27 protein-coding genes are annotated in these 25,730 nt (G+C 54.4%); 14 read left to right on the plus strand and 13 right to left on the minus strand.

All coding sequences use genetic code 11. The features are described 5' to 3' along the window. Nucleotides 1-9: 9 nt before the first annotated feature. The gene (locus tag FKCLFG_RS07075) at nt 10-795 is read right to left on the minus strand and encodes a PP2C family protein-serine/threonine phosphatase (protein ID WP_472615508.1); all 786 of its coding nucleotides are present in this window, start codon (nt 793-795) and stop codon (nt 10-12) included. A 202-nt stretch (nt 796-997) separates the two neighbouring features. Between FKCLFG_RS07075 and FKCLFG_RS07080 the strand changes: the two genes are divergently transcribed. From FKCLFG_RS07080 to FKCLFG_RS07090, 3 genes are all read left to right on the plus strand, one after another. Continuing rightward, nucleotides 998-1,204 carry a YdcH family protein gene (locus tag FKCLFG_RS07080; protein WP_472615509.1) on the plus strand — a complete coding sequence of 69 codons (207 nt, stop codon included), beginning with the start codon at nt 998-1,000 and terminating at the stop codon, nt 1,202-1,204. Between the two features lie 82 nt (nt 1,205-1,286). Then, entirely contained in the window at nt 1,287-3,263 is a 1,977-nt protein-coding gene (locus tag FKCLFG_RS07085; RefSeq protein WP_472615811.1) for an ATP-dependent DNA helicase, read from the plus strand. A 149-nt stretch (nt 3,264-3,412) separates the two neighbouring features. Beyond that, a complete protein-coding gene (locus FKCLFG_RS07090; RefSeq protein ID WP_472615510.1) occupies nt 3,413-3,577 on the plus strand; it encodes a hypothetical protein in 165 nt (54 codons plus the stop codon). Between the two features lie 223 nt (nt 3,578-3,800). Here the strand turns inward: FKCLFG_RS07090 and FKCLFG_RS07095 are convergent, their stop codons facing one another. Continuing rightward, a complete protein-coding gene (locus FKCLFG_RS07095; protein WP_472615511.1) occupies nt 3,801-4,775 on the minus strand; it encodes an NADPH:quinone oxidoreductase family protein in 975 nt (324 codons plus the stop codon). Between the two features lie 121 nt (nt 4,776-4,896). Here FKCLFG_RS07095 and surE point away from each other — a divergent pair, with 121 nt between their 5' ends. From surE to FKCLFG_RS07130, 7 genes are all read left to right on the plus strand, one after another. Next, nucleotides 4,897-5,634, plus strand: coding sequence for a 5'/3'-nucleotidase SurE (gene surE / locus FKCLFG_RS07100; RefSeq protein ID WP_472615512.1), 738 nt, complete (start codon nt 4,897-4,899; stop codon nt 5,632-5,634). Beyond that, nucleotides 5,631-6,488, plus strand: a complete 858-nt coding sequence (locus FKCLFG_RS07105) for a protein-L-isoaspartate(D-aspartate) O-methyltransferase (RefSeq protein ID WP_472615513.1) — start codon at nt 5,631-5,633, stop codon at nt 6,486-6,488. Before surE ends, FKCLFG_RS07105 begins: the two co-directional genes overlap by 4 nt. 50 nt (nt 6,489-6,538) lie before the next feature. Beyond that, a complete protein-coding gene (locus FKCLFG_RS07110) occupies nt 6,539-7,474 on the plus strand; it encodes a peptidoglycan DD-metalloendopeptidase family protein (RefSeq protein ID WP_472615514.1) in 936 nt (311 codons plus the stop codon). Nucleotides 7,475-7,480: 6 nt separating this feature from the next. Further along, complete coding sequence (gene rpoS / locus FKCLFG_RS07115) at nt 7,481-8,518, plus strand: RNA polymerase sigma factor RpoS (RefSeq protein WP_472615515.1); 1,038 nt, start codon at nt 7,481-7,483, stop codon at nt 8,516-8,518. Nucleotides 8,519-8,643: 125 nt separating this feature from the next. Then, entirely contained in the window at nt 8,644-9,987 is a 1,344-nt protein-coding gene (rlmD, locus tag FKCLFG_RS07120; protein ID WP_472615516.1) for a 23S rRNA (uracil(1939)-C(5))-methyltransferase RlmD, read from the plus strand. A 37-nt stretch (nt 9,988-10,024) separates the two neighbouring features. Further along, nucleotides 10,025-10,435, plus strand: coding sequence for a LysR family transcriptional regulator (locus tag FKCLFG_RS07125; protein ID WP_472615517.1), 411 nt, complete (start codon nt 10,025-10,027; stop codon nt 10,433-10,435). A gap of 452 nt (nt 10,436-10,887) precedes the next feature. Beyond that, entirely contained in the window at nt 10,888-12,573 is a 1,686-nt protein-coding gene (locus tag FKCLFG_RS07130) for a thiamine pyrophosphate-binding protein (protein ID WP_472615518.1), read from the plus strand. A gap of 36 nt (nt 12,574-12,609) precedes the next feature. On the opposite strand, the gene FKCLFG_RS07135 is transcribed toward FKCLFG_RS07130, so the two are convergent. Beyond that, complete coding sequence (locus tag FKCLFG_RS07135) at nt 12,610-13,830, minus strand: AI-2E family transporter (protein ID WP_472615519.1); 1,221 nt, start codon at nt 13,828-13,830, stop codon at nt 12,610-12,612. Nucleotides 13,831-14,058: 228 nt separating this feature from the next. After that, a complete protein-coding gene (locus FKCLFG_RS07140; RefSeq protein ID WP_472615520.1) occupies nt 14,059-14,370 on the minus strand; it encodes a BON domain-containing protein in 312 nt (103 codons plus the stop codon). A gap of 378 nt (nt 14,371-14,748) precedes the next feature. Between FKCLFG_RS07140 and FKCLFG_RS07145 the strand changes: the two genes are divergently transcribed. The 3 genes from FKCLFG_RS07145 (at nt 14,749) to FKCLFG_RS07155 (ending at nt 17,161) form a co-directional block, all read left to right on the plus strand. Continuing rightward, a complete protein-coding gene (locus FKCLFG_RS07145; RefSeq protein WP_472615521.1) occupies nt 14,749-15,009 on the plus strand; it encodes a heavy-metal-associated domain-containing protein in 261 nt (86 codons plus the stop codon). Nucleotides 15,010-15,360: 351 nt separating this feature from the next. Beyond that, nucleotides 15,361-16,494 carry a methyl-accepting chemotaxis protein gene (locus FKCLFG_RS07150; RefSeq protein ID WP_472615522.1) on the plus strand — a complete coding sequence of 378 codons (1,134 nt, stop codon included), beginning with the start codon at nt 15,361-15,363 and terminating at the stop codon, nt 16,492-16,494. A gap of 58 nt (nt 16,495-16,552) precedes the next feature. Beyond that, the gene (locus FKCLFG_RS07155; RefSeq protein WP_472615523.1) at nt 16,553-17,161 is read left to right on the plus strand and encodes an FmdE family protein; all 609 of its coding nucleotides are present in this window, start codon (nt 16,553-16,555) and stop codon (nt 17,159-17,161) included. Nucleotides 17,162-17,443: 282 nt separating this feature from the next. On the opposite strand, the gene FKCLFG_RS07160 is transcribed toward FKCLFG_RS07155, so the two are convergent. The 9 genes from FKCLFG_RS07160 to FKCLFG_RS07200 all read right to left on the minus strand — a co-directional run bounded on the left by FKCLFG_RS07160 (nt 17,444) and on the right by FKCLFG_RS07200 (nt 24,667). Further along, nucleotides 17,444-17,764 (minus strand): non-heme iron oxygenase ferredoxin subunit, encoded by a 321-nt coding sequence (locus tag FKCLFG_RS07160; protein ID WP_472615524.1) that lies wholly within the window; start codon nt 17,762-17,764, stop codon nt 17,444-17,446. 103 nt (nt 17,765-17,867) lie between these two features. Further along, the gene (locus FKCLFG_RS07165) at nt 17,868-18,224 is read right to left on the minus strand and encodes an SUF system Fe-S cluster assembly protein (protein ID WP_472615525.1); all 357 of its coding nucleotides are present in this window, start codon (nt 18,222-18,224) and stop codon (nt 17,868-17,870) included. A 4-nt stretch (nt 18,225-18,228) separates the two neighbouring features. Continuing rightward, entirely contained in the window at nt 18,229-18,678 is a 450-nt protein-coding gene (gene sufU, locus FKCLFG_RS07170; RefSeq protein ID WP_472615526.1) for a Fe-S cluster assembly sulfur transfer protein SufU, read from the minus strand. Then, nucleotides 18,675-19,943, minus strand: coding sequence for a SufS family cysteine desulfurase (locus FKCLFG_RS07175; RefSeq protein WP_472615812.1), 1,269 nt, complete (start codon nt 19,941-19,943; stop codon nt 18,675-18,677). Before FKCLFG_RS07175 ends, sufU begins: the two co-directional genes overlap by 4 nt. Nucleotides 19,944-19,945: 2 nt before the next feature. Then, nucleotides 19,946-21,316, minus strand: a complete 1,371-nt coding sequence (sufD, locus tag FKCLFG_RS07180) for a Fe-S cluster assembly protein SufD (RefSeq protein WP_472615527.1) — start codon at nt 21,314-21,316, stop codon at nt 19,946-19,948. A gap of 1 nt (nt 21,317) precedes the next feature. Then, a complete protein-coding gene (gene sufC, locus FKCLFG_RS07185; protein ID WP_472615528.1) occupies nt 21,318-22,091 on the minus strand; it encodes a Fe-S cluster assembly ATPase SufC in 774 nt (257 codons plus the stop codon). Between the two features lie 24 nt (nt 22,092-22,115). Next, the gene (sufB, locus tag FKCLFG_RS07190; RefSeq protein WP_472615529.1) at nt 22,116-23,582 is read right to left on the minus strand and encodes a Fe-S cluster assembly protein SufB; all 1,467 of its coding nucleotides are present in this window, start codon (nt 23,580-23,582) and stop codon (nt 22,116-22,118) included. Continuing rightward, nucleotides 23,579-24,091, minus strand: coding sequence for an SUF system Fe-S cluster assembly regulator (locus FKCLFG_RS07195; protein WP_472615530.1), 513 nt, complete (start codon nt 24,089-24,091; stop codon nt 23,579-23,581). Before FKCLFG_RS07195 ends, sufB begins: the two co-directional genes overlap by 4 nt. A 141-nt stretch (nt 24,092-24,232) precedes the next feature. Then, nucleotides 24,233-24,667, minus strand: coding sequence for a MarR family winged helix-turn-helix transcriptional regulator (locus FKCLFG_RS07200; protein ID WP_472615813.1), 435 nt, complete (start codon nt 24,665-24,667; stop codon nt 24,233-24,235). Nucleotides 24,668-25,174: 507 nt separating this feature from the next. Here FKCLFG_RS07200 and FKCLFG_RS07205 point away from each other — a divergent pair. Beyond that, entirely contained in the window at nt 25,175-25,720 is a 546-nt protein-coding gene (locus FKCLFG_RS07205; RefSeq protein ID WP_472615814.1) for a YIP1 family protein, read from the plus strand. The last annotated feature ends 10 nt before the right edge of the window (nt 25,721-25,730 follow it).

Consider the following 25,730-nt stretch of genomic DNA (forward strand, 5'->3'; position numbering starts at 1 on the left):
CCAGGATGATTAGCTTAAGCTGGCTGGCCGGATAATTTTTTCTGAGTGGACCAGTTTGACGATTGCCATGCTGCAGTTGTCGCCGCTGCCGTTGGCCCGCTCCCGGGTTTTGCGGATCAGCATTTCGGACGCGTTGCGGGGTGAATTCATGGCGATTGCCGCACCCATTTCGAGCTCCGAAAAATAATGCCACAAACCATCGCTACAGAGCAGAAATGCATTCCCGGCGTGCAGCTTATCGTGTTGTCCGAAGGTAATGGTGGGTTCGCTCTTGTGGGAACCCAGTGCATTGGTCAATACGTTGGAGAGCGGATGATTTTTTGCTTCCTGCCGGCTCAGTTTGCCTTCGCTGACCAGTCTTTCCACATACGAGTGGTCAACCGTGCAGTGGATGCAGTTTGGCCCTTCAAAAAGATACAGGCGCGAATCGCCGACATGGGCCCAGACGGCGCGATGGTCCGGGCTGATGACCAACGCGACTATGGTGCTGTGCGGTTTTTTTTCGGATGAGAAGCTGCTCAGTTTGATGATGCTGTGGGCTTCATGCACGATTCTGCCTAGCAGGGCTTCAACCGTTTCCAGTCCAGGTGAGAATTCGTTGAATAACTGTTGCGCCGAGTTGATGATTTGTTCCGCCGCCAGCGCGCCGCCGGTACGTCCGCCCATCCCGTCCGCCAGCACCGCCAACATGGTGCCGGGGGCTTTGGGGGCGGCAAACAGGGCAACCCGATCTTGCTGTTCATGACGGTCGCCGATGTGTTGCCCGGTACCTGCTTCTAACTTGTATTGGCGCATACGTCTCGGTGGATTAAACTGTCAGCCTGAATTGCCTTGGAGCGACAAACGTAGCGCGAGAAAGTCTGCCGAACCGCAGCAGCTCCGCGCAAAGTCACACAGTGTTGTAACCAAAAAGACGTTGATACTACTGTATTGCAAGCCGGTTTTGCAATGATGACTGTCGGATCAATTTGCAAATTTTTTAGTTGGATGCCACCATATGACTACACCAATTCCAGAACTTACCCAGCGTCGCATCATTGAACTGGAAGTCGAGCACCGTGATCTGGATACGGTAATCGATGCGCTTATCTTGAGCGGGCGCCCGGATGAACTGCAACTGCGGCGCTTGAAGAAGCGCAAGCTGCAATTGAAAGATTATGTCACCCTGCTGAAAATGCAGCTTATCCCCGATGTTCCGGCCTGATTGACGACCGTTATTTCTGGTCCTTCCCATATTCTCGTTAGCTATCTTGACTGAAGACTCTTCCGCATCGCAACACCAGGGCATGCATGATGCCGATATCGATCAGCTTTTCGGCCCCGCCGGACGCTTGGGGGAAGTGGTCAGCGGCTTTCGGGCGCGCTTGTCGCAGACTGAAATGGCGAAAGCGATTGCAGACGCGATTGCCGGGCAGAGCACCCTGATCGCCGAAGCCGGCACCGGCACCGGCAAGACCTTTGCCTATCTGGTGCCGGCGCTGCTGTGGGGTGGCAAGGTGATCGTCTCGACCGGCACCAAGAATCTGCAGGATCAGCTGTTTCTGCGCGATATTCCGACCGTGCGCCGCGCGCTCAATGTGCCGGTGTCGGTGGCGCTGCTCAAGGGGCGTGCCAATTACGTCTGCCATTATCATCTGGAGCGCACGCTGGAGAACGGCCGCCTGACATCGCGCGATGACGTCGGTTATTTGCGTGCCATTTCGCGCTTCATAAAAACCACCACTTCGGGCGACAAGGCGGAACTGGCGGAGGTGCCTGAAACCGCGCTGATCTGGAACCTGGTGACATCCACCCGCGACACCTGCATGGGCGCCGAATGTCAGTATTATCAGGATTGCTTCGTCATGAAGGCGCGCAAGGAAGCGCAGCAGGCCGATGTGGTGGTGGTCAATCACCATCTGTTCTTTGCCGATGTCGCGCTCAAGGATACCGGCGTGGCGGAGTTGCTGCCTTCGGCCAACACCATCATCTTTGACGAAGCGCATCAGCTGCCGGACACCGCAACCCTGTTTTTCGGCGAAACCATATCGACTTCGCAAGTGCTGGAATTGTGTCGCGACGTGCTGGCCGAAGGCTTGTCGCACGCGCGCGACGGTGCCGAATGGGCCAAGGTTGTGATGCCGGTAGAGCGCGCCGCGCGCGATTTGCGGCTGGCATTTCCGCAGGATTTCGTGCGACTGTCGGTGAACCAGATCGCAGCATCCTCGGCATTTTTCCCGGCGCTGGAGACCTTGCGCAAAGAGTTCCGCGCGATGATCGAAACCCTGGAAAGCCAGGCCGAACGGGCCGACACCATCGAGCAATGCCGCACCCGTGCGATTGAACTCGGTGCCAGGCTCGATCAATGGAATACCCCGCAGGCTGCACCAGCCACCAGTGCCGATGACAAATCCGGCGAAGGCCAGGAATGCGTGCTGTGGGTGGAAGCGTATTCTTCATCCCTGCAGCTGCACCGCACGCCGCTCTCGATTGCGCCGATTTTCAACAAGCAGCGCGAAGGCGTGCCGCGGGCCTGGATTTTCACCTCGGCCACGCTGGCGGTAAAGAACGATTTCAACCATTACGCATCGCAAATGGGCTTGTGGAATGCGCCGGCGCAAACCTGGCCGAGCCCGTTCGATTATGCCCAGCAAGGTTTGCTGTACGTGCCGAATCACATGCCGTTGCCGAATTCGCCGGATTACACCGATGCGGTAGTCGATGCCGCGTTGCCGCTGATCGAGGCTGCCGGCGGGCGCAGTTTCCTGTTGTGCACCACCATCCGGGCCGTGAACCGCGCGGCCGAACGCTTGCGCACCGAGTTTGAAAAACGGCAACTGCCGTTCCCGCTGCTGGTGCAGGGTGAGGCCGGGCGCACCGAGTTGCTGGAGCGTTTTCGTGCGGCTGGCAATGCAGTCTTGATCGGCAGCCAGAGTTTCTGGGAAGGAGTCGACGTGCGCGGCGAGGCATTGTCGCTGGTGATCATTGACAAATTGCCGTTTGCGCCGCCGGATGACCCGGTGCTTGCAGCCCGTATCGAAGTGATGGAAAAGAAAGGCTTGAATGGCTTCATGCATCATCAGCTGCCGGAAGCCATCATCACGTTGAAACAGGGCGCCGGCCGTCTGATACGCGACGAGGCCGACCGCGGCGTGCTGATGATCTGCGATCCGCGCCTGATTTCAAAACCGTATGGCAAGCGGATCTGGCAAAGCCTGCCACCGTTCAAGCGCACACGGGAATTGAGTGTCGCGCAAGCATTTTTTAATTCGCCGGAAAAATAGAGTGTTTGTTGGGGGATATGCAGTAACTAATGGTTTTACGCTTGTAAAATAAGCGGTAATTTATTTACTGGATAGTGGTATTTATTTCGTCTCTGGATTTTGGCGGGGAGGCTGGAGTTGCCCCGATGGCTGTAACTGAAGGTTTATAAATGCGTAAATTCTCTTCTCTGGCTCCGGTCCTTGCCACCGATATTGCTCTGGGCAGGCCGCTGCTGTGGTCGGTTTATGATACCGGCGGCAAGCTGTTGCTCGCATCTGGTCGGCGGGTTTGTGGCGGGATTAATGGCAATAGGAGTATGTTGAATTACATATAATTTGCCGCATGTATTCATTACTGCTTAAAATATACCCCTGCATTTAATATATTTATCTGAGGCACTATCCACGAAAGACACAAAAGACATAAAAGACACGAAAAAGTTTCATGAAGCAATCCTTTCTCCTTTCGTATGCTGCTTGTATCTGCCGACACGCTTCTCTGCACCAAATTTTTTTTCCGCTTTTTTTGTGTCTTTCGTGGACCATGCCTTCTCCAGATTACGGCTTGATCAACACTTTGCCGGTTACCTTGCGCGAAGCCATTGCATTGAGCGCGGCGGCGGTGTCGGCCAGCGCATAGCGCGCCGAGATGTGCGGGCGAATCGTGCCATCGGCCAACCAGCCCAGCAATTGCTGCATCGCAGCCAGGTTCGCTTTTGGCTCGCGCTTGACAAACTCGCCCCAAAACACGCCAACCAGCGACGCACCCTTGAGCAAGGCGAGATTAAGCGGCAAGCTCGGGATTTCGCCGTTGGCAAAACCAACCACCAGGTAGCGGCCGCGCCAGCCGATCGAGCGGAAAGCCGGTTCGGCATATATGCCGCCGACCGGATCGTAAATCACATCCGGCCCTCTGCCTTCAGTTGCCGCCTTGATGGCTTGGCGCAAGTCTTGCGTGCTGTAATTGATGGTGGCGTCAGCTCCGTGGGCGGTACAGACCGCCAGCTTTTCATCGGTGGATGCGGCGGCGATCACGCGCGCGCCAAGCGCCTTGCCGATTTCGATCGCAGCCAGTCCGACACCGCCGGCGGCGCCCAATACCAGCATGGTTTCTCCGGCCCGCAACTGCGCACGGTCTACTATTGCATGATGTGAGGTGCCGTAAGTCAGGCTGATGGCAGCGGCAGTGTCGAAATCCATGTCTGCCGGCATCGGTATTACTGCCTGTGCCGGCACCGCGACTTGCTCGGCAAACGCACCCTGGGCAACAAAGGCAAGCACCCGGTCGCCCACCTGGTAGCGGGAGACGCCGGCACCGACCGCGCATATGGTTCCGGCCAGTTCACTGCCGGGGGTAAATGGCAGCTCCGGTTTGTATTGGTATTTGCCCTGGATAATCAGGACATCAGGGAAATTTACGGCGGCCGCCTTGACCGCAATAACGACCTGATCTGCAGCGGGCAGCAGATCCGGCATATCTTCAAGTTTGAGCGTGTCGGGCAGTCCCCATGCATGACAGACGGTAGCTTTCATTTAGTCTCCTCAGATGTTATCTAAAATAGAACGGTCGTGATATTTTGTGATTATGCCGTAAATTTTACGAGACCTCTTATCAGATGCAAATTCAGGATGGTCCATCAGGTAAAATTGCCACATGAGAATCCTTATCAGTAATGACGATGGCTACCTGGCGCCAGGCATCATCGCGCTGGCTAATGCGCTGGCGCCGATTGCCGAAATCGTGGTGGTGGCGCCCGACAGCAACCGTTCAGGCTCGTCCAATTCGCTGACGCTGGACCGGCCACTGTCGGTGCTGCGCGCCGAGAACGGCTTTTATTTCGTCAATGGCACGCCCACAGACTGCGTCCATGTGGCGCTTACCGGCATATTGTCGTACAAACCCGATCTGGTAGTGTCCGGCATTAATCAGGGCCAAAATATGGGCGATGACACGCTGTATTCCGGCACTGTGGCAGCAGCTACCGAGGGCTTTCTGTTCGGTATTCCGTCGATTGCCTTCTCGCAGGCGCAAAAAGGCTGGAAGCAGCTGGAAGCAGCGGCACGCGTAGCGCGCGAGATCGTCGAGAGACAATTCGCAGCATTGCCAAAGCCCTATTTGCTCAATGTCAATATTCCAAATCGCCCCTACCATGAACTTAAGCCGCTGCTTGCCACCCGACTAGGTAAGCGTCACCAATCGGAAGCGGTGATCAGAACGCAGGATTCGCGTGGACATGAGATATTCTGGATCGGCCCGGCAGGCGCGGCCAAGGATGCGGGCGAAGGCACCGATTTTAATGCAGTCGCAAAAGGACATGTGTCGGTGACCCCGTTGCAGATTGATTTGACCCATACCATGCAATTAGAAGCGCTCAAGAAAGGGCTGCTATGACCGACAAAGCCAAGCGGTTTCCGCTTTCGCTGTCTGCTCTTGCGCAAAAGCCGTTCAAGTCATCGTATGGTGCGTCTTCTTCCGCTCGTCCAATTGCCACGCCGCAAACTGCCACCAAAAACAGTGCACAGCATAGCCAGCGCCAAGCCAGCCAGATGACGCCAATCGCTGTGGCATCGAAGCCGGCGCCAGGCAATTTGACGGCTGGCGCACACGTCCCGCTGGTGCCGGATGCATTGCGGCATGCAATGGTGGCACGACTGGTCAAGCAGGGCATTACGAACACGGCCGTATTAACGGCAATGGAGGCGGTACCGCGCCATCTCTTCATGGAGCCCGGTTTCTCTGGTCAGGCGTATGTGGATGCTTCAATTCCTATCGGGTACCAACAGACCATCTCGCAACCGTATATTGTGGCGCGGATGCTGGAAATTCTGTGTAATGGCCGCACCCTGAATCGTGTGCTTGAAATCGGCACCGGTTGCGGTTATCAGGCATCGGTATTGTCGCGGGTGGCGAAGGAGGTTTTTTCGATCGAGCGGATCAAACCGCTGCATGAACTGGCCAAAACCAACCTGCGCCCAATGCGCATCGCCAATATCCGGCTACATTACGGAGATGGTATGCTTGGACTGCCGCAAGCAGCGCCGTTTGATGGCATCATTCTGGCTGCGGCCGGTCTGGAAGTGCCACACATATTGCTGGAGCAACTGTCCTTGGGTGGACGCTTGGTAGCGCCGATAGGTGCCCAGCAGCAGCAACTACAATTAGTCGAGCGTATCAGCAAATCGGAGTGGAGCAGGGTGACTTTGGAACAATGCTATTTCGTCCCCCTCCGTCCAGGAACGGCATGAAAACTGTAGCTATGACATGCGCTGCAGCGCCATATCAACATAATAAGAGAATGAATAAAATACGCTTAAGTTTGTCAGCAGCACTGCTTGGCCTATTGGCCGCGTGCAGCACACCACGTCATTCGGCACCTGTGACCGACCACGCAGCGGGAACCAGGGCGGTTGAGCTGGCCAGGTCGCAAACCCCTGCCGGCCCCGGGTATTACACTGTTAGAAAAGGTGACACTCTGTATCGCATTGCATTGGATCAGGGGCAGGCCTATCGCGATATTGTGGCCTGGAACAATCTGACCAATCCGAACGATATCCAGGTTGATCAAGTCTTGCGCGTTCTGCCACCGGATGCGGCGGCGGGAGCTGCGCAAACCGGCAGTATCGCCAGTTCCGGGGTTGAAGTGCGCGCGTTATCGGCCCCATTGGCAGCCTCTGGCGGTGCCAGCAATAAATCAGCTCCCCGTGGCGACAAGCGCCCCTATTCGGAAAGCGCACTGACCGAATTGCAAAAGCCAGAAGCTGCTGCCGCCATTGCAGCGGCAAAGGTGCCGGTAACATCCGCCACTGCCGCCGCTACGCCCCCGGCGAAAGTGGAACTAGCCAAAACGGCTGATGCAGCCGACGATGGAATCGGCTGGATCTGGCCGGCACAAGGTAAAATCATCGCCCGCTTTGAAGAGGGCAAGAACAAAGGCATCGATATTACCGGCAAACTGGGACAACATGTGATTGCCGCCGGTTCTGGCAAAGTGATGTATGCCGGCAGCGGAATTCGCGGTTACGGCAATCTGGTCATCGTCAAGCACACCAACAATCTGTTGTCAGCCTATGCCCACAATAAAACCATTACAGTCAAGGAAGGTCAGAGCGTCAACAAGGGGCAGGTAATCGCTGAAATGGGCAATACCGATACCGACGCAGTCAAGCTCCACTTCGAGATTCGGCAGCAGGGAAAGCCTGTCGATCCATCCAAATTCTTGCCGAGCAGATAACCATCCATGATGAACAAGCCGCCGCACCCGCAGAATAACAATCAGGATGACGAGGCTGAGGACATCCCCGATACGCCATTCGATGGTGCGGTTGCGGAATATGGCGTGCCAGTCAACGATGGTGACGATAGCGAAAACCAGGATGCGGTCGAGACGGTAGCCTTACTGGCTAGTTCGGACGATCTGAAAATTGTGTTGGTGGCCGAGCTTTCTACCGATACCACGCAGCATTATCTGAACCAGATCGGAACCCGGCCGTTGCTGACGGCGAGCGAAGAACTGCATTTCTCGACACTGGCCAAACAGGGGAATTTCGAGGCGCGACAGAAGATGATCGAACACAATCTGCGCCTGGTGGTTTCAATCGCGAAGCATTACATCCATCGCGGCGTCGTGTTGCTGGACATGATCGAAGAAGGCAACCTTGGATTGATGCGTGCGATCGACAAGTTCGAGCCTGAACGCGGTTTTCGTTTTTCGACTTACGCCACTTGGTGGATACGCCAGAACATAGAACGGGCAATCATGAACCAGGCTCGTACCGTGCGCTTGCCGGTGCATATGGTGCGCGAATTGAACCAGGCTCTGCGGGCGAAATATCATCTGGAAGCGCAACATCAGGACGGCAAAGAGGCAACAGTCGATGACATTGCGCACCTGATCGACCGGACGGTGGAAGAAGTGCAGGATATCCTTGCTCTCTCCGAACATGCCGCTTCGCTGGATGCTCCTTTGGATGGCGATCCGCAATCGAGTTTGATGGATCTGCTGCCCAGCGATACCGACGATGCGCCGGACAGGCATGCCGAGCAACTTGAAATGACGGTGTTGGTGCGGGAATGGCTGCATAAATTATCGAACAAGCAACGTATGGTGATTGCGCGCCGTTTCGGTCTGGATAACGATTCCCCGGCTACGCTGGAAACGCTGGCGGAAGAGATGGGCGTAACGCGTGAACGCATCCGGCAAATTCAGCAGGAAGCTCTATACAAATTGAAGCGTTCGCTGGCCGCCCGAGGGGTAGGAAGAGATTCTTTGCTGTAGGACTTTAAGCGAAATTTTCGCATTCAAATGTATTTGTCTTTGCAGAAACGTCACACGTAGTACCTCCCCGCAACAAATTTTTTCAATATCGGATTGAGGTCGCATCCGTAACTTTATGTATTCCTATGTCGCTTAACATGATTGAAATCGAGTCCCTGGACATGGATGGCCGCGGCGTCGGTCACCTCCAGAATGAAGACGGCAGCGTCGGTAAAGTGGTCTTCGTGGAGGGCGCATTGCCGGGCGAGCGTGTCAGTTATCAAACCTATCGCAAAAAAGCACACTGGGAAGCCGCCACCATGATCGCCATCGATCGGGAGTCGGCGTTGCGGGTCAAACCGAAGTGCGATTATTTCGGACTGTGCGGCGGTTGCGCAATACAACATCTGGAGCCTTCGGCGCAGGTGGCGGTCAAGCAGCGCGTGCTGGAAGACAATTTGTGGCATATCGGGCGGATTCGGGCAGAAACCATGCTGCGGCCAATTTACGGCCCGACCTGGGGTTACCGCTACCGGGCGCGCCTGTCCGTCAATTGCGTTCCCAAAAAGGGCGGCGTGTTGGTGGGGTTTCACGAGAAAAAATCGCGCTACATCACCGATATGAAAACTTGCGAAATTTTGCCGCCGCATGTATCGAAGATGCTGGTGCCGCTGCGCCATTTGATTGCATCCTTGACGATCGTGCGTCAGTTGCCGCAGATTGAGCTGGCAGTAACCGAAGAGGTAACAGCGATGGTGTTGCGCATCATGGCGCCGCTCACCGCAACGGACGAAATCAAGCTGAAGGCTTTTGCCGACGCGCATGCAGTGCAATGGTGGTTGCAGCCCAATGGGCCGGAGAGTGCGGTGCCGTTTTATCCCGAGAATACGACGCTACACTATTCTCTGCCCGAGTTTGGCGTGAAGATGCCTTTCAAGCCGACCGACTTTACCCAGGTCAATCACCATATCAACCGCGTCATGGTGGCGCGCGCACTGCGTCTGCTGGATGCGCAAGCCTTTGATCGTGTGGCGGATCTGTTTTGCGGCCTGGGCAATTTCACGCTGCCGATTGCAACCCAGGCGCGGGAAGTGATCGGCATTGAAGGCAGCACCGCCTTAACCGAGCGTGCGCTGGAGAATGCGCAAGCAAATGGTCTGGCGCAGAAAACGCAGTTTTTATGCCGCAACCTGTTTGAAGCCACCACGCAAGATTTTATTGCACTGGGTAAATTTGACCGTCTTTTGATCGACCCGCCACGCGATGGCGCAATCGCCGTATGCCAGGCACTGGTCGGCCTGCGGCACAGCCATCCGGACATGATGCCGAAACGCATCGTATATGTATCCTGCAGTCCTTCAACCCTGGCCCGGGACGCCGGACTGCTGGTGCAGGAAGGCGGCTATACGTTGAAATATGCCGGCGTAGTCAACATGTTCCCGCATACCGCGCATGTGGAATCGATGGCGGTATTTGATCTGAACACATGATCGATTTCGGCTCAGACATGGGTACGACTGCATAGTCATGCGCAGATTCATTCCGTCCACATCCTGTTTGATTGCTTTTGAGACGGCAGCGCGTTATCTGTCTTTTACCCAAGCGGCACATGAACTGCACCAGACCCAAGGTGCGCTCAGCCGCCAGGCGGCAATACTGGAAGAGTATCTCGGCGCTGATTGTCCCAATGCATTGTTTGGGCCGCGCTTTGAACAATTGTCGATGGTGATTCAGGCAGCGGTGGCGGGATTGGGGGTTGCATTGATGCCGAAGTTTCTGGTTGAAACTGAACTCCGCCTGGAACAGTTGCTGGTGCCGTTTCCGTTTGCCGTCAAAAGCGCGCAATCCTACTATCTGACTTATCCCGAAAAAAATGCCAGCAAGCCGGCCGTAATCAAATTCCGCGATTGGATTGTGAGTGAGTTGCAGAACGATTGATGGCGCAGCAGGTGTGTCCACGAAACACACGAAAAGCACGAACAGGACAAGCCATCCAAAAAATATAATAATAGGGAGTATGGCAATTTTAGTGCCATTATTCGCATATATCTATTGCGCATACTAAAAATACGATAGCCAGTATTTTTTATCAGGCCGTAGGATGGGTGCAACCCATCGCATATCGAACTTACAAGATGGGTTACACCCATCCTACCGTGCTGTTTTTCGCGCTTTACCTGGCCCTGCTTTTCGCCATGACGCATATGTTTGCATGAGCATACGTAATGATGTCATGGCTTTTTTTGATTTTGAAAATAACTGGCTTATTGCATATACTCGAACGCAAGCGCAAGCCATGCTTCCTGTTTTTCCCATCGGGCGCGGAAGTCAATCGCAGTTGAACCCCTCCCGAACCCCCTTCCTATGTTGCACCTGATTCCGAGGCAAAAATGCATACTGATCTGATTCACACCGGTAGCGGTGGAAAAGTCCTTGTCGATAGCCTGATTACGCATGGCGTGCGGCAAGTGTTTTGCGTGCCGGGCGAAAGTTATCTGGACGTACTCAATGCCTTGTATGACGTGCGCGAGCAGATCGCCCTGCGGGTGTGCCGCCACGAAAGCGGCGCGTCCAACATGGCCGAAGCCTATGGCAAGCTGACCGGCACACCCGGCATTGTGATGGTTACGCGCGGTCCCGGAGCTACCAATGCTGCGATCGGCATTCACACCGCGTATCAGGATTCGACCCCGCTGATCATGTTCGTCGGCCAGGTTGCGCGCGATTGCATGGATCGCGAGGCATTTCAGGAAATCGACTATCGTCGCATGTTCGGTCAGATGACCAAATGGGTGGCGCAAATCGACGACGCCCGACGGATTCCCGAATACCTGAGCCGCGCTTTTCATACCGCGGTTTCCGGCCGGCCCGGCCCGGTAGTGCTGGCGCTGCCGGAAGACATGTTGCGCGATCAGGTCAGCGCGCCCGCTGCGCCCCGGTTTCAGCGCGTCGCTGCAGCGCCGCCGCCAGCCGCACTGCAGCAATTGTCCGGCTTGCTGGCACAGGCCAAACGCCCGTTGGCGATTCTCGGCGGCAGCGGTTGGACGCCGCAAGCCTGCGCTGACCTGCGCCGCTTCGCCGAAGCCTGGCAATTGCCGGTCGCGTGCGCGTTCCGTTTTCAGGATTTGTTCGACAATACGCATCCGCTGTATGCCGGCGATGTCGGCATCGGCATCAACCCGAAGCTGGCGCAACGCGTCAAAAATGCCGATCTGGTGCTGGCAATCGGCCCGCGCTTGGGCGAAATGACCACCAGCGGTTACAGCCTGTTTGATATTCCGGTGCCAAAACAGCAGTTGGTGCATGTACATGCGGGCGCCGAAGAGCTTGGCAGCGTATATGCAGCGACTCTGCCGATCAATTCCGGTATGCCGGAGTTCGCCGCTGCGATGGCTGAGTTAACCCCAGTCGCAGCGCCAGTCTGGCAGGATCAGGCTGCGACAGCCCACGCCGATTACCTGGCCTGGAGCACGCCGCCACAAGTGGATGGTCCGGTGCAGATGGGCGAGATCATGCTGTATCTGCGCGATTATTTGCCGGCCGACGCCATTATTTGCAATGGCGCGGGTAATTACGCAACCTGGGTGCATCGCTTTCACCGGTTTCGCCATTTCAAATCGCAACTGGCGCCGACTTCCGGCGCGATGGGTTACGGCGTACCGGCCGCGATTGCCGCCAAATCGCTGTATCCGCAGCGTACTGTGGTGGCGTTCGCCGGCGACGGCTGCTTCATGATGAGCAGTTCAGAGCTGGCCACCGCGATGCAATACCAGTTGCCGGTGATTTTCATCGTCGTCAATAACGGCATCTACGGCACGATTCGGATGCATCAGGAGCGTGAATATCCGGCCCGCGTGCATGGCACCACCCTGACCAATCCGGATTTCGCTGCTTTCGCCCGCTCTTTCGGGGCTTTTGGTGCGGTGGTTGAAAAAACTGCCGATTTCATGCCTGCATTCGAACAGGCGCGGGCCAGCGGCTTGCCGGCAGTGATAGAAATCCGTCTGTCGCCGGAAGTGATTACCCCGACGTTGACGCTGTCAACCATTCGGGCGCAGGCGCAGCAGGGTGCATAGCAATAAGACCGTCATCAACGAGTGAAAAAATCAGGCTCACTCTCCGAGCAATTCTGCAACCGGCTGCAATCCTTCAATATGCTCGGAGATTACTTTTACTATAACGATGATCGGGATGCCTAGCAGCATGCCCCAGATGCCCCACAGCCAGCCCCAGAACAGCAATCCGATAAAGACTGCGGCGGTATTCATTTTCGCGATTCTTCCGGTCATCCACGTCGTCACGAAAGTGCCGACAACGGTGGCAATTGCCAGCGATGTGCCCGAGACCAGCAGCACCATCGAGAACGATGCAAATTGCATGAATGCGCTCACTCCGGTCGCGACCGTAATCAGCAACGGGCCAAAATACGGGATGATGTGCAGAAAACCAGCAGCAACTGCCCATGCACCCGCATTTTCAAGGCCAATCCAGCGCAATGCAATCCACGTAACTACTCCCAATAGCACATTGGTTACCAACAGCATCGACATGTAGTTTTGAACCGAGGTATTGATGTTGTCAAGTATGTGTACCGCGATCTTTTTCCGGGCCATTGATGGCCCGGATAACTTGACCAGTTTGCGTTTGAAAGTGTCGCCGGACAATAGAAGAAAAAATACCAGAAAAGTGACGATTGTGGCCTGGCCGATGAACTCGGCAGCACTCAGCGAACCCGCCCAGAGCCAGTCGCTTACCTTGAATGCCGGTTGCTCGGGGCCAGCCATTTTTTTGGCAGCGAATCGCGTGTCGGTTGCCTGACCGGTGGCCTTTTGAAACTCGATTGCCGCTGCCTGCATTTGTTGTATCGTGCTGGGCCGACTGCCTTGTATTTTTTTCAGTGCCCGCGATATTTTTTGCGTTGACGCTGGCAATTCATTCAATATCGATTGGAATTCTTCTTGTAATGTATTGGTCGCTATGGCGGCTCCGCTCAGTATCGTGAGCATTACGATGCAGGTGCCAAAGAAGCGGGGAATTTTCAGCCGGGATAACCAGCTGACAAACGGATTGAGTGTGTACGCAATAAAGATGCCGAACAGCAAAGGAATGAAAAATTTCTGGGCCCACTGCAGGGTAAACACAAACGCCAGTGTTGCTATTATAACAATTGAAAGCCCGCGCGCATCTAGATGATTGGGCAGGCGAAGGTAATCGGAAGGGGCTTCTATTGCGTTTTTTGCTGCATCTTCGGGAAGTGGGCTGTCAGCTATTGTCAGATCAGCGGGATCATTAAGATCAGCGGGTACTGCCAATTTAGTATCTATTGGATTCATTGCACAACGGTTTCATCTGGATAGGGTGTAAATCTGAAAAATTACATGAGGCAAAAAAACGCGAGAAGAGTTCCAATTTATATATTCGAGTGTTTTAAAAATGAAAACGGTTAATGACAATTAAACCAAAAACGATAATTAAACCAAAATCGGGTACTCAAACCAAAACCGGGCCGGCATTGCTTTGTACAAAATCAATGCCGGCCCGGTTAATTGGCTATCAGATTGTTACTTAATACGCATATCATTTTTAACCGATCTGACACCCTTCACACCCCGTGCAATTTGGGCCGCTTTGTTGATGTCTGCCTGCGAAGTAACAAAGCCGCCCAACTGAACTACACCCTTGAAAGTCTCGACATTGATTTCTGTCGATTTCAAGGTAGGCTCGTTGAAAATCGCAGCTTTTACTTTAGTCGTGATGACGGTGTCATCCACATATTCGCCAGTTCCTTCCTGTTTTGCCGTTGATGCGCAGCCTGCCAGGGCAACCAGTGTAAAAGCAAGCAGATAAGTTGGGATGCGTTGGGATATTTTCATGATTAAGTTTCCTTTAGAGAATAAATAATAAATGCTTTTTAATCGACATCGAGATTTATTGCTACTTCCATGCTCTTCCACTGCGGCCTGCTTAACTGTGTGACGATTTTCATAAGCCTTGAATTATTTCTCGGCCACTTATTTATTGCACTGTTGAGCAACATTACTATCGGAAAAAAATATAGTTTTGCGCGCTAGCAAACATAGATTAGCTTATTTGCCATGCGCTTGTAAATTAACTGAATTCGTAATCGAATTTTTGTAGCATGGTGCAATTTAAAGATGTATTTAATATGATTGTTATGTCACAATAACGCTGAAGAAATTAGAGAATATGTTTTTTCCCATTGCCCTATCCCACTTACAAAAGGAAATATGATGCGATCCGAAACCCTGAAACTTGCCGGAACGACAACCCAGGATTGCGCTGACAGCGTGATTCGTAAACTGCAGAGCGTCAAAGGCGTAAGCGGCGTAGTAGTGGTACTTGAAAACAGCGAAGTCAACGTTCAATTTGACGAAGAAGTCACTTCTCCGCAAGAGTTGCAAAATGTATTGACACAAGCTGGCTATGCACTCAGCACCAAAAAATCGGCGCATGGCGAAAACGGCAGTTGCTGCGGCAGTTGCGGCGGTTAAACCTGGTTGATGCCAGTAACAGATGCAGCGGTTTCCTGCCGGAATTGGCCGGCCACGCAGCATGACTGGATAAACTGGCCAAATCCATTCCGACGACCAAAAAGAGCGAGTCGCCGCGGCACTCGCTCTTTTTGGTTTTAGCGCAAACTTCCAAAGTCACCTGCGCCACCTATCTACTATTACTTTTCATTTTCGCGTTGAACACCATTGTTTATTGATGTATCCAGGCAATACACAATGTTGCTCGATGACATAATTTTAATAATTAGCACCATATCAGTTCCATATAAAACCACTGGCCGGTAATTAACCTGTAAACAGTTACTTGCGGAAGAAAAAAGGCTCACCACCATGTTTGACGGAAAGATAAAACGCGCATTGTCTGAGGCGCTGTTGCAAAACAAAACGCTGCTTGCACAGAACCAACTGTTGCAGACGCAACTGGTACAAGCGCAAGCCCGGCAGAACGTGGCTGAGGGTGTATTTTCCAGCCTGTCGAATTTTGGCGTATCGCTGCAGGGGATTCGTCAATCGTTCCAAGGCTTGGCATCGACCCTGAACGAAGAAAAACAATCGGCCTTGCAAGCCGCATCGGAGTCGGATGCGAATCGCCAGGCATTGCAAAAAATTTCCGGAAATTTATCCCACATGTTTGACAGTATTAATGCGGCATCGGTCAATGTGGATGGCCTGAATTTGCGCGCCGGGCAAATCAGCGGGATTGTCCAGACCATCCGTGAAATCGCAGCCCAGACCAATCTGCTGGCGATCAATGCCGCAATTGAAGCGGCGCGGGCAGGCGAGCATGGTAGGGGTTTTGCGGTGGTGGCCGACGAAGTGCGCAAGCTGGCGGGGCGCACCACCATAGCCACTGCGGAAATTTCCACGCTGGTGGGTACCATTCAAGTTGAGTCGAGCGCAGCGAAAACCGTGATGGAAGCCGGCGCCCAGGACGCCAGCCGCTTTAGCAGCGAAAGCGAGGCCGCGATGCATGGCATGCAGCGCCTGCTGGAACTGTCGCACAAGATGGAAATCGCGATTGAATCCTCGGCCGTACTCAGCAATATCGAACTGGCCAACATAGAAGAACTGACCATCAAGCTGGAAGTCTATAAGGTCTTCATGGGCTTGTCGCAGGTCGCGCCGGAAGATTTGCCGGGTCATACCGAGTGCCGCCTCGGCGCCTGGTACTACGCAGGAGAAGGCAAATCGCAATTCTCCAAGCTTGCCGGCTATCGCCAAATTGAGGCACCACACAAGGCAGTCCATGAACAGGCACGGCGCGCCGTGACCTGCTATTACGCCGGCGATTTCGCGCAAGCGCTGGATGCTCTTGCTGCGATGGAAACCGCCAATCTGGCAGTGATGTCCGGTCTGGAACAGATCTTCCAGCGCAGTCCAACGCTGCCAGTCAGTATCGCACCGGCGCGCCTTGCGTTGCACCGCACAACTCGGCCGCTGGCGCGCTTGCAGCGTGTTGCGTGACAAGTGCCAATCATTAATATTTCAAGATGCATAAAAATTGCATATTCAGGAGCACTCCATGCACTATCCAGCCTTTTTTGATGAAGCCAGAAAAATCTCCGTATACGATCCGCTTTCCGAATTGCTCGGGGCGGCCGAAGACGGCGTGATCGAATACTCTTACGCCGATGCGGTCAAGCTGGCCGGCCATTCCTGTCCTACGGTGGCGGGTGCCTATTTGATGACGTTAAAGGCACTTGCTTATTTGTATGACGATAACCTGCCGCAACGGGGCGGCATCAGGGTTGATTTCCGCAACGCGCTCCAGAGCGGCGTGACGGGCGTGATGGCGAATGTGGTTAGCCTGATTACAGGAGCCACCAGCGATAGCGGTTTCAAGGGTATTGCAGGACGCTTCGACCGCCGCGATTTGCTCTTTTTTGATGTTGCGCTGGACGGCGAAATACGTTTCCAGAGAACCGATACCGGCGCTAGCGTGACAGTCAGTTATCACCCCGACATCGTGGCGTCAAACCCTGCGGTGATGCAGCTGATGCAAAAGGTGCTGGGCGGCGCAGCCGAAGAGCAGGAAAAACGCGATTTTGCAAACCTGTGGCAAGAGCGGGTGCGGCACATCCTGGAAATGATTGACGATCCACGGCTGGTGACGTTTGGCGCTGCCGTTTAATGGCAGGGCAACTGTTCAGCCGGCATACCAATCAAGAGCGAAGTGGTGCGGTTTTTGTAGGAGCGCACCCGGGCGCGAAAGCAGTCCCCAGACTGCGGCCGTCTGTCGCGGCCAGGTCCGCTCCTACAAGAACTACTTCAGTTTTACGTTTTTTGTAGGGGTATGCCTTAAAGCAATGCCATTGCAGCATACATACACTGCGGCACATAAAAATACATTGCCATGTATATTAAATTGCCAGAAACTTATTGCCAACGCAGTTTCCGCTCGAAAATAATCGCATCAATCCCAACGCATATCTCGCACTTGCACCATGCCGGACTCTACCTGCACGGGAAATCGGCTGACATCTTCATACGCCGGCGGCGACAGAACCTTGCCGGTTTTGATCGAAAATCGGGCGCCGTGGCGCGGGCAGACGATTTCCTCGCCTTCCACAGTGCCGCCGGTCAGGATGCCGCCGTCGTGGGTGCAGACATCTTCGATCGCGTAATACGCGCCGCCCAGGTTGAATACGGCAATCAGGGTTCCATCCAGATCGATTGAACGCCAGTCTCCCGCCGCGAATTCGCTTGCGGGTGCGACATCAAACCAGTTAGACATGACAGCTCCTTTGAGTGAAAAGGCGTTATCCACGAAAAACACGAAAGACACGAAAAATGATCAAGTGCATTTTCGTGCCTTTCATGGACAGTGGATTTTTAACTTAAAACAAACCTAATTCGAGCTTGACTTCATCGCTCATCGAATCCATGTTCCAGGGCGGTTCCCACACCAGTTCTACGTGTACGCCGTTTACGCCCGGCACTTCGGACAGGCGCTCCTCGACGGTGGCGGGGAAAGTGCCCGCTACCGGGCAGGCCGGCGCGGTGAGCGTCATTTCGATTTCAACCTGTCCATCGGGCGCGATCTCGATATCGTAAATCAACCCAAGATCGTAAATATTGACGGGAATTTCGGGGTCGTAAATGGTGCGCAGCATGGCGATCAGATTCTCTCTTAGCGCATCGCTTGCAAAATTGGGATCGTTGTCCGCTGCCAGGAATGATGTGTCTGGGTTCATTTTCTTACTCCGTTTTAACTGGTATCGCTTGATTTTTGAGTGCCGCCTGCAATGTGTGCCAGGCCAGCGTTGCGCATTTCACGCGGGCCGGAAATTCATGCACGCCAGCCAGCGCTTCGAGCTTGCCCAGATCAGGGCGTGGCACCGATTCGTCGGCCGCCGTCACCATCTGGTGAAAATCGTTGAACAGGTGTTCGACTTCGGCGATTTTTTTGCCCTTCAACGCTTCCGTCATCAAGGACGCGGAAGCGGTCGAAATCGCGCAGCCGGTGCCATTGAAGCTGAGGTCTTCAATCACGCCGTTTTCGACTTTCAGATAGACCGTCACCTGATCGCCGCACAGCGGGTTGTAGCCGTCAGCCTGGTGATTGGCGCAATCCAAGACGCCGCAGTTGCGCGGCTTGCGGTAGTGATCGAAGATCACTTCCTGGTACAGCTCTCGTAGGTCATTCATGGCTGAAACATCTCCTGTACTTTGTGCAGCGATGCCACCAGCGCATCGACTTCCTGGCGCGTGTTGTAGAACGCAAACGAAGCCCGCGCGGTGCCGGCAAGGCCGAAACGTTGCATGACCGGCATCGCGCAGTGGTGACCGGCGCGAATCGCAACACCGTCGTGATCCAGAATGGTGCCGATGTCGTGCGGATGGATACCTTCCATCGTGAAGGACAGAATGCTGGCTTTTTGCTGCGCGGTGCCGATGATGCGCAGGCCCGGTATTTTGGACACCAGGCCGGTTGCGTATTCAAGCAAATCGTGTTCGTGCTGCGCGATGGCGTCGATGCCGATGGTGTTCACATAATCGAGCGCCGCACCCAGCCCGATGGCACCGGCGATATTCGGCGTGCCGGCTTCGAACTTGTAAGGCAGGTCGTTGTACTCGGTCTTGCCGAAAGTGACCGAACGGATCATGTCGCCGCCGCCCTGATAGGGCGGCATGGCCTCCAGCAAGGCTTCTTTGCCGTACAGCGCACCGATGCCGGTCGGCCCGAAAATTTTATGCCCGGAAAAAGCATAAAAATCGCAATCCAGCGCCGTGACATCGACCCCGATATGCGACACCGCTTGCGCGCCGTCCAGCAACACCGGCACGTCGTGAGAATGCGCAAGATCGATAATGCGCTTGACCGGAGGTATGCTGCCCAGCGCGTTCGACAGATGCGTGACGGCGACCAGCTTGGTGCCGGGACCGATCAGTTTGACAAAGACATCGAACTCGAATTCGCCGGCGTCATTGACCGGCACTACTCTGAGTTCCGCGCCGGTCTGGGCGCACACCATTTGCCACGGCACGATGTTGGAGTGATGTTCCATCGCGCTGATGATGATGTTGTCGTCTTTGGTCAAAAGCGGCCGGGCATAGCTTTGCGCCACCAGGTTGATGGCTTCGGTGGTGCCGCGCACGTACACGATTTCCTTGCTGCTGGCGGCGTTGATGAAGCGCCGCACCTTGTCGCGCGCCGCTTCATAATCGTCGGTGGCGCGCTGACTCAGGGTATGGACGCCGCGATGCACGTTGGCGTTGCTGCGGCTGTAAAACGCGACTTCGGCATCGATTACCGATTGCGGTTTTTGGGTGGTGGCGGCATTGTCCAGATAAACCAGCGGCTTGCCGGCTACGGTGCTTTGCAGGATAGGGAAATCCTGGCGCAAGTCGGCCACGCTGCGCTGCACGATGGCTGGATGCGATGTTGGTTGCGAGAGCACTTCAGTTTCCATTTTCATGTCAGTTCCTTGATGCGATCACCCTGTGGCAATCGGGTGAGCAGGATTTGTTCGATCCTGGTGCGTAGCGATGCGACCCGGATGCGTTCGATCACGTCATGCGCGAACGCGTGGATCAGCAAGCCTCTTGCCATTGCTTCTTCCACCCCGCGCGAACGCAAATAAAAGAGCTGCGTTTCGTCAATCTGGCCAATGGTTGCGCCGTGCGTACATTGCACGTCGTCGGCGTAGATTTCCAGTTGCGGCTTGGTATCGATTTCCGCATCCCTGGACAGCAACAGATTGTGGTTGGTCTGATGCGCGTTGGTTTTTTGCGCTCCCGGATGGACGATTACCTTGCCATTGAACACCGCCCTCGCACGGCCATCCAGCACGCCGCGATAATATTCATGGCTTGTGCAGCCCGGTTCGAGATGATCGATGCGGGTGTGGTTATCCACATGCTGCTGGCCGCCGACCAGATACAGACCGTTGAGCGTAGCTTCGCTGCCCGGCGCATTGAATGCCGTCGTAATATCGTTGCGCGCCAATGCCGCGCCGAGCGTGATGGAGTGCGACGCCAGCCGGCTGTTGCGTTGTTGCGCCGCGTGAATGCCGGCGACATGGAACGCTTGCGCAGCTTCCTGTTGCAGTTTGTAGTGTTCGATTGCGGCATTTTCTGCGGTGAAAATCTGCGTCACGGCGTTGGTGAAATACACCACGCCATCCGGCCCCGCGTAGTGCTCGATCACCGTCGCTTGCGCGTCTGCTTCGGCCACGATCACGTTGCGCGGGTGGGTTGAAAACGGCGTTGCAGCGCCTGCTTCAGTCGTGATGAAAAGCAGATGCACCGGCTGTTCCAGCACCACGCCGCGCGCCAGATGCAGATAAGCGCCATCGGCCATGAAGGCGGTATTGAGCGCGCCAAATACGGTTTGACGATCGTTGTTGCTCAGATACGGTTCAAGCACGTCCGGCGTCTGCTGCAGCGCATCGGCCAAACTGCCCAGTGTCACGCCCGCAGGCAGTTGGCCCGGTGCCGACAGGGCAGGGGCATGGCGGCCATTATGAAATACCAGCAAGTGGCCGGTGCCGCTTAGTACCAGATTCTGTGTCAGGCTTTCGACTAATGCGGCTGTCGCGTGATTGCGCTTGCCGCCGTCAGGCAATGCCAGGAAAGCATGCTTCTCGATGGCAGCGACATTGGTGTATTTCCATTCTTCATCGCGGATGGTGGGAAAGCCGCTTTGCGCAAAACGCTCCAATGCCGCGCTGCGTATCTTCGCCAGCCACGGCGCTTGCGCGCCCGGCAAGACTGCTGCGATACGCTTGAAATCGGCGAGAATGTGTTCTCTGGCTGGGCTATTGCTATTGCTATTGCTATTCATATCATGCCACCGCGCTATTCTCGGTGGCAGGTGCCGCTTGTTCCAGCCAGCCGTAACCGCGCTGCTCCAGTTCGAGCGCCAGTTCCTTGCCGCCGGTCTTGACGATGATTCCTTGCGACAATACATGCACAAAGTCGGGCACCACGTAATCCAGCAGGCGCTGGTAATGGGTCACCATGATCATCGCGCGCTCCGGACTGCGCAAGGCATTGATGCCGCGGGCCACGATTTGCAGCGCATCGATGTCGAGCCCGGAATCGGTCTCGTCAAGAATCGCCAGCTTCGGCTCCAGCAATGCCATTTGCAGGATTTCGTTGCGTTTTTTCTCGCCGCCCGAAAAGCCTTCATTGACTGAGCGGTACAGTAATTCCTTGCTCATATCCATCTGAATCATCTTCTCCTTGATCAGGCTGAGAAATTCCATCGCGTCGAGTTCGGGCAAACCGCGATGCTTGCGAATATTATTCAGCGCAGCTTTCAGCAAATAGACATTGCTCACGCCGGGGATTTCAACCGGATACTGGAACGCCAGGAAGACGCCTTCCCGCGCCCGCTCTTCGGGTGCCAGCGCCAGTAAATCGTGGCCTTGATAGAGCACTTCGCCACCGGTGACTTTATAGTTTTCATGCCCCGCCAGCACTTGCGCCAACGTACTCTTGCCGGAGCCATTCGGCCCCATGATCGCATGCACTTCGCCGGCTTTCACGGTCAGATTGAGGCCGCGCAGGATCGGCTTGTTGTCAACGCTTGCTTGTAGATTTCTAATTTCCAACATGCTGTATTCCTTTACATTTTTTAATTAACCGACACAGCCTTCAAGGCTCACGCTCATCAATTTCTGTGCTTCCACTGCGAATTCCATCGGCAGCTCCTTGAACACCTCCTTGCAAAAGCCGTTGACGATCATCGACACCGCGTCTTCGGCCGAAATGCCGCGCTGCTTGCAGTAGAACAGCTGGTCTTCGCCGATGCGCGAGGTGGACGCTTCGTGTTCGACCCGTGCAGTCGGGTTTTTGACCTCGATGTACGGGAAGGTGTGCGCACCGCATTTGTCGCCCAGCAGTAGCGAGTCGCACTGGGTATAGTTACGCGCTCCTTCGGCCGATTTCAGGATTTTCACCAGCCCGCGATACGCGTTTTGTCCGCGTCCTGCAGAAATTCCTTTGGAAATGATCGTGCTGTGGGTATTGCGGCCGATGTGGATCATCTTGGAACCGGTATCGGCTTGCTGATAATTGTTGGTCAGCGCCACCGAATAAAATTCGCCAATCGAATTGTCGCCGCGCAGAATGCAGCTCGGATATTTCCAGGTGATAGCTGAACCGGTTTCAACCTGGGTCCAGGAGATATGCGAATTGGCGCCGCGGCAGTCGCCGCGCTTGGTGACGAAGTTGTAGATGCCGCCCTTGCCATTCTTGTCGCCGGGGTACCAGTTTTGTACCGTCGAGTATTTGATGCGTGCGTCATCCATCGCCACCAGTTCCACTACGGCAGCATGCAACTGATTTTCGTCGCGCATCGGCGCGGTGCAGCCTTCCAGATAGCTGACGTAAGCGCCGGCATCGGCAATGATCAGCGTGCGTTCGAACTGACCGGTATCCTTGGCATTGATGCGGAAGTAAGTCGACAATTCCATCGGGCAGCGCACGCCGGGCGGGATATAGCAAAACGAGCCGTCGGAAAACACCGCTGCATTGAGCGCCGCAAAATAATTGTCGGTGTACGGCACCACCGAGCCCAAGTACTGCTGCACCAAATCAGGATGCTCGCGCACCGCATCCGAGAAAGAGCCGAAGATGATGCCGAGTTCGCCGAGTTTGTCTTTGAAAGTGGTGCCTACCGATATGCTGTCGAATACCGCATCGACCGCGACTCCGGCCAGCATTTCGCGCTCCCTCAACGGCACGCCCAGCTTTTCATACGTCTTGAGCAATTCCGGATCGACGTCGGCCAGACTCTGGGGCCGGTCCAGCATGGATTTCGGGGCCGAATAGTAGATGATGTCCTGATAATCGATAGCCGGATAGCGCGCAGTAGACCAGTCCGGTTCGGTCATGGTCAGCCAGTGTCGGAATGCTTTCAGACGCCATTCCAGCATGAACTCCGGCTCATTCTTGCGCGCCGAGATCAGACGAATCGTATCTTCGGTCAAGCCGCGCGGTACGGTGTCGGTCTCCAGGTCGGTCACGAAACCGTGCTGATACTCGCTGCTGATTAATGCTTCCAGACTAGTTTCCAGACTGCTTGTTGCTGTTGCTTCGGTCATGGTTGCTCTCCATTCATTCTGTGATTTTTGGCTGGCGCTGATTTTGGTACAGACAGTGGCAAAGTCCTGCGCAGCGCACTGATATCGACCGTTTCAATCGTTTCAGTCACCGGCTGAATCATCTGATCCAGCGTTATCTGATCCAGTGCATCGAGCACAACCCGATTGACCCGTTGCCAGTTGGCGCGTACCGGACAACCCGATTCCTGAGCGCACAAACCGGGCGTGATGCTGCATTCGGTCATGCCGATCGGGCCGTCCATCGCGTTGATGATGTGCGAAATGGTGATCTGGGTCGGTGGCCGGGACAGCATGTAACCCCCCTTGGCGCCGCGCAGCGAGACCACCAGGCCTTCGCGGGTCAGTATCTTGAGTATCTTGCTGACAGTCGGCACCGGCACCCGAATCATGACTGCTATGCCTGCCGCGCTTTGCACGCGCTCCGGTTCAGTCACCATCGTGGTCAGGATCAGGGTGCCGTAATCCGCCATCTTGCTCATTCGTAGCATTTTTGTATCCCTGAAAATCAATGAGTACTAATATAGTCCTGTTTAAATCCAAGTGCAAGCGCATCGACAGCATTGGTGTTTATAAAAATGATTGTGGCCGATTGCCGAATCGGTCCGGCGCCGCGTTGGTCGGACCGATTCCTAGCTGAATCGCTTCAGGATATTCTCGCTCGGAATTTTCAGCATGTGCTGCAGATCGACCAGTTGATCCCGGTGCAGCACGGCCAGTTGCCGCAATAGTTCTTCGCCTTTGGGCAGCAGATAGACCTCGACGCAGCGTCCATCATCACGGCCCGGACGGCGCGCTACCAGTACCGCTTTTTCACAACGCGACGTCAGTGCGACGACACCGTGATGATGCGATTGCAGGCGCTCGGCCAGTTCGGCGATGGTTGCCCATTCTCGTCCCGGGTAACCCTTGACCTGCAATAACAGCAAATATTGAAGCGGAGTGATTCCACGGGTTTGCGAAATTTCTTCGCTGAAGCGTAGAAATCGTCGGAGTTGATATCGAAAATCCGCCAGCAGTTCGTAATCCAGTTTGGAAAGAGCGTCGATAGGTAGGGGATTGGTCATCATGGGTTGGAAAGATGAATGAGATCAGAGCTGATCATAACCTTGGAAATCCGGATTGGCTTGCTTCTGTATCAACTTGACGATAGATGGATTGATCCGTCCACGACGAGAGAATTTTGAAATTTATATCACGACATGATATTATAACTGGTGCGAATAGGGTGTAAATAACGTTGTAGAGATGCTGCTTCACCAAGTGTGCGTGATTTGCGCTTATCGCAATCCAAACATTCCTACAGGAGAAATGTACTGCCGGAATTTTGGTTGCGGTATTTGCCAATGAATGGCATGAGTGTGGGTTACCCAGCAGAACCAAAAAATATAGATTAGACTTCGTTGCGTTTGTATCATACATTGATATAAATATCAGATGCCTTGATCCGAATCATTTAAATTGATCGGAGCAATAAAGATTTTTCGTGGTAGTGGCGGTTGGTAAAGCGTAATCGAAGACTTTGTACGATAACTAAGGAGATTCTTAAAATGAGCCAGTCAAATTATTCAAAAATGCCATTTTCTTTCAATGATAGCTGGGACAAAGTCGGTGCCGTGCATCCTTCGGCGCTAAAAACTTTTTTACTACTGGTTTTACCTTTTTCGCTGATTCCGCCCGCGATGCTGCTGTATGCCGGTAGCCATCATGCGTCGGTATATTTAATGGATGCGGCGTTTTCGCGTTGGCAGGATGTAGCGCTGGTGTTCCTGATAGCAGAGTTGCTTACGGTTCCGCTCATGGGCTGGATCATCAAAAACGTAGCGTCAGTGCATAAATTGTCTGTTGATTTCAAGGATGCTTTCTTGCTTGCCGCGATTACCGGCGTGCCGATGTGGCTTTCCAGTTTAGGGTTGGCGATACCCAATTTGTGGGCAATGATCAGTATTGTTATTCTCGGATTTTTGGCGGCGGTCAGCATGCTGTATTACGGCACCTTTAGAATTTTCAAAATGGACGAGCAGATCGAGGCGCAATCAATGAGCTTTGCGGCATTTTCCGTAGGCGGCATTGTGTGGGTATTGTTGTGCGCTTTTGTGGTAATGCCGCTCATGAATTAAGTATGCCGAC

Source organism: Gelidimonas denitrificans (assembly GCF_055694065.1).

Excerpts from the sequence above, each read along its gene's own strand:
- FKCLFG_RS07095 (WP_472615511.1), bottom strand. The coding sequence starts at position 4,775 with ATGAAAGCTACCGTCTGTCATGCATGGGGACTGCCCGACACGCTCAAA.
- FKCLFG_RS07080 (WP_472615509.1), top strand. The coding sequence starts at position 998 with ATGACTACACCAATTCCAGAACTTACCCAGCGTCGCATCATTGAACTG.
- FKCLFG_RS07140 (WP_472615520.1), bottom strand. The coding sequence starts at position 14,370 with ATGAAAATATCCCAACGCATCCCAACTTATCTGCTTGCTTTTACACTG.
- FKCLFG_RS07150 (WP_472615522.1), top strand. The coding sequence starts at position 15,361 with ATGTTTGACGGAAAGATAAAACGCGCATTGTCTGAGGCGCTGTTGCAA.
- FKCLFG_RS07085 (WP_472615811.1), top strand. The coding sequence starts at position 1,287 with ATGCATGATGCCGATATCGATCAGCTTTTCGGCCCCGCCGGACGCTTG.
- FKCLFG_RS07105 (WP_472615513.1), top strand. The coding sequence starts at position 5,631 with ATGACCGACAAAGCCAAGCGGTTTCCGCTTTCGCTGTCTGCTCTTGCG.
- FKCLFG_RS07145 (WP_472615521.1), top strand. The coding sequence starts at position 14,749 with ATGCGATCCGAAACCCTGAAACTTGCCGGAACGACAACCCAGGATTGC.
- sufD (WP_472615527.1), bottom strand. The coding sequence starts at position 21,316 with ATGAATAGCAATAGCAATAGCAATAGCCCAGCCAGAGAACACATTCTC.
- FKCLFG_RS07200 (WP_472615813.1), bottom strand. The coding sequence starts at position 24,667 with ATGACCAATCCCCTACCTATCGACGCTCTTTCCAAACTGGATTACGAA.
- FKCLFG_RS07160 (WP_472615524.1), bottom strand. The coding sequence starts at position 17,764 with ATGTCTAACTGGTTTGATGTCGCACCCGCAAGCGAATTCGCGGCGGGA.
- FKCLFG_RS07165 (WP_472615525.1), bottom strand. The coding sequence starts at position 18,224 with ATGAACCCAGACACATCATTCCTGGCAGCGGACAACGATCCCAATTTT.
- sufB (WP_472615529.1), bottom strand. The coding sequence starts at position 23,582 with ATGACCGAAGCAACAGCAACAAGCAGTCTGGAAACTAGTCTGGAAGCA.
- FKCLFG_RS07090 (WP_472615510.1), top strand. The coding sequence starts at position 3,413 with ATGCGTAAATTCTCTTCTCTGGCTCCGGTCCTTGCCACCGATATTGCT.
- rlmD (WP_472615516.1), top strand. The coding sequence starts at position 8,644 with ATGTCGCTTAACATGATTGAAATCGAGTCCCTGGACATGGATGGCCGC.
- FKCLFG_RS07130 (WP_472615518.1), top strand. The coding sequence starts at position 10,888 with ATGCATACTGATCTGATTCACACCGGTAGCGGTGGAAAAGTCCTTGTC.
- rpoS (WP_472615515.1), top strand. The coding sequence starts at position 7,481 with ATGATGAACAAGCCGCCGCACCCGCAGAATAACAATCAGGATGACGAG.
- FKCLFG_RS07155 (WP_472615523.1), top strand. The coding sequence starts at position 16,553 with ATGCACTATCCAGCCTTTTTTGATGAAGCCAGAAAAATCTCCGTATAC.
- sufU (WP_472615526.1), bottom strand. The coding sequence starts at position 18,678 with ATGAATGACCTACGAGAGCTGTACCAGGAAGTGATCTTCGATCACTAC.
- FKCLFG_RS07175 (WP_472615812.1), bottom strand. The coding sequence starts at position 19,943 with ATGGAAACTGAAGTGCTCTCGCAACCAACATCGCATCCAGCCATCGTG.
- surE (WP_472615512.1), top strand. The coding sequence starts at position 4,897 with ATGAGAATCCTTATCAGTAATGACGATGGCTACCTGGCGCCAGGCATC.
- FKCLFG_RS07110 (WP_472615514.1), top strand. The coding sequence starts at position 6,539 with ATGAATAAAATACGCTTAAGTTTGTCAGCAGCACTGCTTGGCCTATTG.
- FKCLFG_RS07205 (WP_472615814.1), top strand. The coding sequence starts at position 25,175 with ATGCCATTTTCTTTCAATGATAGCTGGGACAAAGTCGGTGCCGTGCAT.
- sufC (WP_472615528.1), bottom strand. The coding sequence starts at position 22,091 with ATGTTGGAAATTAGAAATCTACAAGCAAGCGTTGACAACAAGCCGATC.
- FKCLFG_RS07195 (WP_472615530.1), bottom strand. The coding sequence starts at position 24,091 with ATGCTACGAATGAGCAAGATGGCGGATTACGGCACCCTGATCCTGACC.
- FKCLFG_RS07125 (WP_472615517.1), top strand. The coding sequence starts at position 10,025 with ATGCGCAGATTCATTCCGTCCACATCCTGTTTGATTGCTTTTGAGACG.
- FKCLFG_RS07135 (WP_472615519.1), bottom strand. The coding sequence starts at position 13,830 with ATGAATCCAATAGATACTAAATTGGCAGTACCCGCTGATCTTAATGAT.
- FKCLFG_RS07075 (WP_472615508.1), bottom strand. The coding sequence starts at position 795 with ATGCGCCAATACAAGTTAGAAGCAGGTACCGGGCAACACATCGGCGAC.